At 66.4% G+C, this 8,361-nt stretch carries 8 protein-coding genes, 1 tRNA gene and 1 riboswitch; of the genes, 8 read left to right on the top strand and 1 reads right to left on the bottom strand.

Annotated features, from left to right (window positions below):
* The 8 genes from VFL64_RS04420 to VFL64_RS04455 form a co-directional block, all read left to right on the top strand.
* The coding region (locus VFL64_RS04420; protein ID WP_489539174.1) for an elongation factor 1-alpha C-terminal domain-related protein at positions 1-820 on the top strand (820 nt) is incomplete at its 5' end.
* A gap of 1 nt (position 821) precedes the next feature.
* Entirely contained in the window at positions 822-1,631 is an 810-nt protein-coding gene (gene cobA, locus VFL64_RS04425) for a uroporphyrinogen-III C-methyltransferase (protein WP_489539175.1), read from the top strand.
* A complete protein-coding gene (gene fdxA / locus VFL64_RS04430; RefSeq protein ID WP_489539176.1) occupies positions 1,628-1,954 on the top strand; it encodes a ferredoxin FdxA in 327 nt (108 codons plus the stop codon). The genes cobA and fdxA overlap by 4 nt, the downstream gene beginning before the upstream one ends.
* A gap of 16 nt (positions 1,955-1,970) precedes the next feature.
* The gene (locus VFL64_RS04435; protein WP_489539177.1) at positions 1,971-3,050 is read left to right on the top strand and encodes an NAD(P)/FAD-dependent oxidoreductase; all 1,080 of its coding nucleotides are present in this window, start codon (positions 1,971-1,973) and stop codon (positions 3,048-3,050) included.
* Between the two features lie 30 nt (positions 3,051-3,080).
* A riboswitch (TPP riboswitch) is annotated at positions 3,081-3,183 on the top strand.
* A 63-nt stretch (positions 3,184-3,246) separates the two neighbouring features.
* The gene (locus VFL64_RS04440) at positions 3,247-5,406 is read left to right on the top strand and encodes a TonB-dependent siderophore receptor (RefSeq protein WP_489539178.1); all 2,160 of its coding nucleotides are present in this window, start codon (positions 3,247-3,249) and stop codon (positions 5,404-5,406) included.
* A 38-nt stretch (positions 5,407-5,444) separates the two neighbouring features.
* Positions 5,445-5,520 (top strand) — tRNA-Asn (locus tag VFL64_RS04445).
* Between the two features lie 159 nt (positions 5,521-5,679).
* Positions 5,680-7,005 (top strand): DUF3300 domain-containing protein, encoded by a 1,326-nt coding sequence (locus VFL64_RS04450; protein WP_489539179.1) that lies wholly within the window; start codon positions 5,680-5,682, stop codon positions 7,003-7,005.
* A gap of 15 nt (positions 7,006-7,020) precedes the next feature.
* Entirely contained in the window at positions 7,021-7,917 is an 897-nt protein-coding gene (locus VFL64_RS04455; RefSeq protein WP_489539180.1) for a DUF2950 domain-containing protein, read from the top strand.
* A gap of 62 nt (positions 7,918-7,979) precedes the next feature.
* Here the strand turns inward: VFL64_RS04455 and VFL64_RS04460 are convergent.
* A partial coding sequence (locus VFL64_RS04460) for a glycine zipper 2TM domain-containing protein (RefSeq protein ID WP_489539181.1) occupies positions 7,980-8,361 on the bottom strand: 382 nt, incomplete at its 5' end.

Genomic DNA, 8,361 nt, shown 5'->3' on the forward strand with positions numbered 1-8,361 from the left:
CAACAAGCTCGACGCGGTGAGCGACCCGGCCCAAGCCTTCGGGGCCGTCAGCGTGGCGCTGCGTGCCTTCGCACAGCAGGCCGGCATTGAAGTCGCCGGCATCATCCCGGTCTCGGCCTTGCGCGGTGACAACGTCACCCAGCCGTTGGACTCCCCCTGGTACAACGGCCCCTCGCTGCTGCAGCTGCTCGAATCACTGCCCGCGCTGCAGGAGCGCAAGGACGGTGACCTGCTGATCCCGGTGCAGTACGTGGCCCGCGAAGGCGAAGGCACCGGCAACCAGCCGCGCCAGCTCTTCGGCCGCGTCGCCCATGGCCGCGTGAAGGCCGGCGACACCGTGCAGATCTTCCCCAGTGGCCAGACTGCGGTGGTGGCCGAGGTGCGTCTGGCGAGCGAAAGCGTCGACGTGGTCGAGGCGGGTCAATCGGCCGGCGTGCTGCTCGACCGCCAGCTCGACGTGTCGCGCGGCGACTGGATCGCCACCCCCCAGACCATCCACGAAACGCAGCGTTTCAGCGCCACGCTGGCCTGGCTCGACACCGAGCCGGCGGTGGTGGGCCGCAAGTACTGGGTGCGCCACGGCAACCGCTGGGTGCAGGCCCGCATCGCCAGCATCGAGAGCCGGCTCGACATCCATTCGCTGGAAGCCATTGACGCACATCAACTGAACGTCAACGAAATCGGCCACGTCATCATCGAAACGCAGCAAGCTCTGCCGGTGGAGTCTTATCAGTCCAACCGCGTCGGTGGCTCGCTCATCATCGTCGACCCGGCCAGCAACCGCACCAGCGGCGCACTGCTGGTCAAGGGAGCCGCCTGACATGGGCCAGGTGATCTTCATCGGCGCAGGCCCCGGGGCCGCCGACCTGATCACCTTGCGTGGCGCGCGTTTGCTCGCCACCGCCGACGTGGTGCTGTTCGATGCACTCATCGACCCGACCCTGAAGGAATTGGCGCCAAACGCCCGATGGATCCACGTGGGCAAGCGTGGCTTTTGCGACAGCACCGGGCAATCCACCATCAATGCGCTGCTGGTGAAGCATGCGCAAGAAGTGAACTCCGTCGTTCGCCTCAAGGGTGGTGACCCGAGCGTGTTCGGCCGGCTCGAAGAAGAACTCGAAGCACTGGCCGAAGCTGGCATCTCGTGCGAAGTGGTGCCGGGCGTCACCGCGGCCATTGCGGCCGCTGCCTGCAGCCAACGCCCCCTGACGCGCCGCGGCACCGGCCGCAGCGTCAGCCTCGCAACGGCCATGACGCGCTCCGGCGACATCCACGCCACACGCACTGCCGATACCGAAGTCTTCTACATGGCCGGCAAGCAACTCGCCGCGTTGTCACGCCAGCTCATCGACGCCGGCTGGCCTGGCGATGCGCCCGCGAGCGTGGTGTCGCGTGCGGGTTGGCCCGATGCACTGCACAGCGAGCACTGCGTGCAGGAGCTGGCGCAAGCCAGCCTCTTGCATGCAGGGCGGCCCACCATCGTCACCGTGGGCGCAGGCGCACGTGCGCTGAACACCCCCATTCACAGGCCGGCCTCGGGCCAAGTAGAAACCCTGAAGCCTTTAAAATGCGCTGTTTCGCCAGCCGGCGAGACCCGCACAACCGCCACTTCATCAAAGCAAGAGCCATGACCCACGTCGTCACCGAAGCCTGCATCCGCTGCAAATACACCGACTGTGTGGACGTGTGTCCCGTCGACTGTTTCCGCGAAGGCCCGAACTTCCTGACCATCGACCCGGACGAGTGCATCGACTGCGCGGTGTGCATCCCCGAGTGCCCGGTCAACGCGATCATGCCGGAGGAAGATGTGCCCGGCGATCAGCAACACATGATCAAGCTCAATGCCGAGCTGGCGAAAAGCGGCTGGCCCAGCATCACCAAGCGCAAGGCGGCACTGCCCGACGCCGAAGAGTGGAAAGACAAGACCGGCAAGCTTTCCGAGCTGATCAAGTAGCCCGTTTCGCCTGGCCATGGAACTGACTGCCACCGGCTCACACGACGGCCTCATCGAAACCGATGCCGTCATCGTTGGCGCCGGGCCCGTTGGCTTGTTCCAGGTGTTCGAGCTCGGCTTGCTCGAAATCAAGGCCCACATCGTCGACTCGCTCGCCTACCCTGGCGGGCAGTGCATCGAGCTCTACCCCGACAAGCCCATCTACGACATCCCGGCCGTGCCCATGTGCACGGGCAAGGAACTCACCGACAACCTGCTCAAGCAAATCGAGCCGTTCGGTGCCACCTTTCACCTGGGGCAAGAAGTCACCGTAGTGCAGAAGCAGCCAGATGGCCGATTCCATGTCGAAACATCCAAGGGCACACGCTTCCTCACCAAGACCATCTTCATCGCCGGTGGCGTGGGCTCGTTCCAGCCGCGCCTGCTGAAGGTCGAGGGCCTCGACAAGTACGACGGCACGCAATTGCACTATCGCGTCAAGAACCCGGCGCAATTTGCAGGCAAGAACCTCGTGATCGTGGGCGGCGGCGACTCGGCACTCGACTGGTCGCTCAACTTCGTGCAAGACGGCCCCAACAAAGCCGAGAGCGTGATCCTCATCCACCGCCGCGACGGCTTCAAGGCCGCCCCGGCGAGCGTGGCCCGCATGAAGGAACTGTGCGAAGCCTACGAGATGCAGTTCATCGTGGGCCAGGTCACCGGCTTAGAAGAAGCTGACGGCAGGCTCACCGGCGCCAAGGTCACCGGCGGCGATGGAGTCACGCGCGTGGTGCCGCTGGACGCGATGCTGGTGTTCTTCGGCCTGAGCCCCAAGCTCGGCCCGATTGCAGAGTGGGGCCTCGACCTCGAACGCAAGCAGATCGTCGTTGACACCGAGAAGTTCGAGACCAGCACGCCGGGCATCTTCGCCGTGGGTGACGTCAACACCTACCCAGGCAAGAAGAAGCTGATCCTTTCCGGCTTCCATGAAGCTGCGCTGGCCGCCTTTGCCGCAGCGCCCTACATCTTCCCGGAAAAGCGCATCCACCTGCAGTACACGACCACCAGTCCCAAGCTGCACAAGGTGCTGGGCGTGGAGACGCCCACTTTCGATTGATTGATAATTCGCCCGCTGCGCATTCCGCGCAGCACTCGCTAGGGGTGTTGAACACCGCAAGGTGTTTGACTGAGAGAGTCCCTTTGAACCTGATTGAGGTAATCCTCGCGCAGGGAAGCACGCACGGCAGCCCAAGCCCTCTTCACAGCGCCGCGGCCCGTGTTCGCCGACCTGCCATCGCTTCCCGGATCACACGATGGCAACCATCCGCTCGTTTCACTTCTCCCGTTCACCCATGGCTGCGGCGGCACTCATGCTCGCCGCCGGCGCACAGGCCCAGACCACCACACTCGCTCCGGTGACCGTCACCGGCCGCAACGACCCTGTGGTATCCGTGTCCGGCTGGGGTGACATTCCGCTGTCCGCCACCCCGCTGCAAGCCAGCGTGATCTCGGCTGAACAGCTGCGAGACCGCGGCGCACAGCGCCTCGCCGACATCACCAAGATCGACCCTTCGGTGAGCGACGCCTACAACGCCGAGGGCTACTGGGACTTTCTCGCCGTTCGTGGCTTCGTGCTCGATAACCGCTTCAACTACCGCCGTGATGGGTTGCCCATCAATGCCGAGACCTCCATCCCGCTCGACAACAAGGAGCGCGTCGAAGTGCTCAAGGGCCTGAGCGGCATGCAGGCCGGTACCAGCTCGCCGGGCGGCCTGGTCAACATGGTGGTAAAGCGGCCCACCGACACCCCGCTGCGCAGCGCGCAGCTTGGCTGGCGCGAGCCCGGCTCGGTGGTGGGCAGCGCCGACCTCAGCCAGCGCTTCGGCGCACAGAACGACTTCGGCGTACGCGTGAACGCTGCGTACGAACACCTCGACCCGCAGCTCCACAGTGCCCAGGGCAAACGCTACCTGCTGGCCGCGGCCGGTGACTGGCGCCTGAGCCCATCCACGCTGATCGAAGCCGAGTTCGAGACCAGCCACCGCTCGCAGCCCAGCCAACCCGGCTTCAGTCTGCTCGGCCCCAACGTGCCCGCGCCGGGTGACCCGCGCATCAACCTCAACAACCAGCCGTGGTCGCAGCCGGTGGTTATGGATGCCGACACGGCGTCGATCCGAGGCACGCACAAGATGGACGGCTGGAGCCTGAGTCTGCATGCCGCAACGCAACGCCTGAAGACCGACGACCGCCTGGCCTTCCCCTACGGCTGCACCGCCGAAGGCCACTGGGACCGCTACTGCAGCGACGGCACCTACGACCTTTACGACTTCCGCAGCGAGAACGAGCGTCGCCGAACCGATGCGATCCAGGTCTCCGCGCAAGGCGAAGCCACCACTGGCAGCGTGCAGCACAACTGGTCGGTCGGCACCTTGTTCAGCAAGGTCGAGAACCGCTTCGGCCCGCAGACCTATGCGCTCAGCTTCGCCAACCCCTTCGAGAGCACACCGTCCGGCATCGGCAACGTCGACGGCACGTTGGCCACCTACCCCAACGACGACCGCAGTGGCACCAACACGAACCGCGACGAGCGTTCCACCGAGTTCTTCGCACGCGACGCCGTGAAGCTGACCGAGAACAGTACCTTGTGGCTGGGCCTGCGCAACACCCACCTGCGGCGCGAGTCGGTGCGGACCGACGGCAGCGAAGCCACGGACTACAGCCAGTCGCTCACCACGCCCTGGATCGCGGCGAGCTACACCCTCGCACCCGAGCAGATGATCTACGCCAGTTGGGGCCAAGGCGTCGAAAGCGACGTCGCTCCTGCGCTGCCGATGTACAGCAACCGGGGGCAGGCCTCCAGCGCCAAGAGCAGCCAAGTCGAGCTGGGCCTGAAGGTCGGCACCGCCAACGCCAACTGGGGCATTGCGTGGTTCGACATCACTCGCCCCGTCTGGGCCGACAGCGGCGTCTGTGACGGCACCGACGACAGCTGCACTCACGTCGAAGACGGCGAAGCGCGCCACCAAGGCGTTGAAGCCAATGCCGCCCTGCGCGCCGGCGCCTGGGCCTTCCAGGGTGGCGTGCAGGCCTTGCGCGCCCGCCGCCATGGCAGCCAGACCCAGCCCGAAGCCAACGGCAAGCGCCCTGTCAACGTGCCCGAGCAGACCCTCAAACTGCAGGCGCGCTACTTCGTGCTCGAGTTGCCGGGGCTGAGTCTGCAAGCCGACGCCCTCGGGGTGAGCGACCGCATGGTCCTGGCCGACAACAGCGTGCGCATTCCCGGCTATGGCGTCGTCGATCTCTCCGCGCGCTACGAGCAGAAACTGTCGGACGCTTCGCTCACCTGGCGGGCAGGCATCGATAACGTGTTCGACCGCCGCGCCTGGCGCGAATCTCCGTTCCAGTTCGGCCACGTGTACCTCTATCCGCTGGCGCCGCGCACCTTCCGCCTGTCGGTTGAAATGAGCTTGTAAGCACCACCAAAAAGTCAGGCTATAATGCAAGGCTCTGTTCCTCGATAGCTCAGTCGGTAGAGCGCCGGACTGTTAATCCGTAGGTCCCTGGTTCGAGCCCAGGTCGAGGAGCCACAAACACAAGGTCAGCAGGTCAACGCCTGCTGACCTTTTCGTTTCCGGGGCGCCCATTGCACGAGGCACGCCACCGATAGCCAGCCCTCTGCGCTTGGTGTAGCCTCGCCCCCGATGAGCACGTTCACACAGCGACTGGTTCCCCTCGTTGCCCTGAGCTTGCTGCCCCTTGCGGTGGCTGCGCAGACCACGTCGGCTCCGGCCACTGCGCAAGCGGCATCTCCGCAGGCAGCCGCTCCTTCGTCGGCGGCGTTCAACAGCGAACAGATCGAGCAGTTGGTCGCGCCGATTGCGCTCTACCCGGACTCGCTGCTCTCGCAGGTGCTGATGGGCGCCACCTACCCGGCCGACGTGGCCGAGGCGGCCAAGTGGTCCAAGGCGAACAAGGACCAGAAAGGCGACGCCGCGGTCAAGCTGGTGCAAGACAAGTCCTGGGATCCGGCCGTCAAGGCGCTCGCGGCATTCCCGCAGGTGCTGCAGGCCATGGGCGACAAGCCCGATTGGGTGCAGAACCTGGGCGACGCCTTCCTTGCCTCGTCAAAAGACGTGCTCGACGCCGTGCAGCGCCTGCGCACCAAGGCGCAAGCGGCCGGCAACCTCAAGTCCAACGAGCAGCAGAACGTCTCCACGAAGACCGAAGCCGACAAGCAGGTGATCATCATCGAGCCGGCCAAGCCCGACGTGGTCTACGTGCCGGCCTACGACCCGAACGTCGTGTACGGCCCCTGGCCCTACCCCTACTACCCGCCGTACTACTGGCCGCCCTACTCCTACTACTACCCAGGCTACTACCCCGGCGCGTTCGCAGCCGGCGTGTTCTGGGGCGTGGCCGTTGGCTCCATCCTGTGGGGCAACTGCAACTGGGGTGGCGGCGACATCAACATCAACGTCGACCGCTTCAATAACATCAACCGCGCCGAACAGCGCGACCGCGGCAACAACAAGTTCCAGCACAACGCGGCCAACCGCAAGGGCGTGCCCTACCGCGACCAGGCCACGCGCGACAGGTTCGACAAGGGCCGCGGCGGCGCCGAGGCCCGCAACAACTTCCGGGGCCGCGACCCGGTGACCGAGTCGCGCCGCCAGCAGGCGCAGTCGGTGCTGCAAAGCCGCGGCATGGACCCGGCCCAGGCACGAGAGCAGCTGCGCAACGACCCGGCCACCCGCCAGCGCGCCCAGGCCGCGGCAGAGCGATCAGGGCGCGACCTGGCCGGTGGTGGGCGCACGCCAGGTGCTGGTCGAGAAGGCGGTGGTCTCGGCGGTGGCGCAGGCAACCGCGACTTCGGCGGCGGGGCGTCCAACCTCGGTGCCTCACGCGATCGCGCCCAGGCACTCGGTGGCAACGACCACGCCTTGCGCGGCGCCAGCAACCCGGGCCAGACGCGCCAGCAGTTCGACCGCGGCAGCGCAAGCCGTCAGTCGATGGGCGGCGGTGGGGCACGCGCCGGCGGCGGTGGCCGTGGCGGTGGTGGCGGTCGCCGATAAGACGTGGAGCAACCCATGCCGACCCTTTGGATCAACCGACTTCTTCGCACCGCGCTGCTGGCCTGCCTGCTCGGCGCGCCGCTCGCTCATGCCCAGAAGGGCTTCGCGACACCCGAGTCCGCGGCCGACACCCTGGTCAAGGCGCTGCGCGACAACGACACCAAGCTGCTCCAGACCGTGCTGGGCCAGGACTGGAAGCGCTTCATCCCGACCGATGACCTCAGCCGCGACGACGTCAATGCGTTCCTCGCTGCGTGGGACAAGCAGCACAAGATCGACCAGGAAAGCGAGAGCAGCGTCGTCTTGACGGTGGGTGAAGCCCCCGGCTTCACGCTGCCGATCCCGATCGTGCGGACCAAGTCATCGCAATGGAAGTTCGACACGGCCGCCGGCAGCGAGCGGCTGCGCACGGCCCGCATCGGCCGCAACGAACTCGCCGCGATGCAGGCGGTGCTCGCCTACTACGACGCACAGCGCGAGTACGCCACCAAGGACCGCAGCGGCGATGGCGTGCGCGAGTACGCCCGCAAGCTGCGCAGCTCTGAGGGCGCGCGCGACGGCCTGTACTGGCCTAGCCCGCTCGACGTGGACGAAAGCCCGCTCGGCCCGCTGATCGCCGCGCAGCCGCCCAAGGGCCCGGGCTATTGGGGCTACAACTACAAGATCCTCACCGCCCAGGGCAAGGACGCCCCGGGCGGCGCCTACGACTACGTCATCGGCGGGCGCATGCGGGCCGGCTTCGCGCTGGTGGCTTGGCCGGTGCGCTACGGCGACACCGGCGTGATGAGCTTCATGGTGAGCCACGACGGCATCGTCTACGAGAAGGATCTCGGCCGGAACACCGATGCCCTGGCGCGCGCCATGACGCTCTTCAACCCCGGCGCGGGCTGGAACAAGGCGACGCTGCCGTAGTAGCGCATCCAGCGAATCGACAAGCCCGCGTTCGCACCCAGCGAACGCGTGACAGCAGGTTCTCAGCGAGGGATCACGCGGGCCGACTCCCCATGGCCCTCGATGTAGACGCGCTGGCCCACGCTCAGCGGCAGGGTGACGGGCTGCGTCACCCACACCAGCACGCCGTTGCTGATGCGCACGATGATCTGCTGAGCGGTCACCGGCTTGTCGTACTTCTTCTGCACTTCGTTGCCAAGCACCGCGCCGCCCAGCGCCCCCTGCACTTCAGCCACATCACGGCCGGTGCCACCGCCGATCAGATGGCCGATGCCCAGGCCCGATACGCCACCGACCACCGCTCCCACGCCGGCATGGTGCGAACTCGGCAGCTCCGTCGGGACGATCTGCTCGACCGTTCCCTGGCGCTCGGGCAGGGTGGCCTGCTGGGTGGACGCGCAAGAC

The sequence above is a fragment of the Rhizobacter sp. genome, assembly GCF_035702065.1.
GTDB lineage: Bacteria > Pseudomonadota > Gammaproteobacteria > Burkholderiales > Burkholderiaceae_C > Rhizobacter.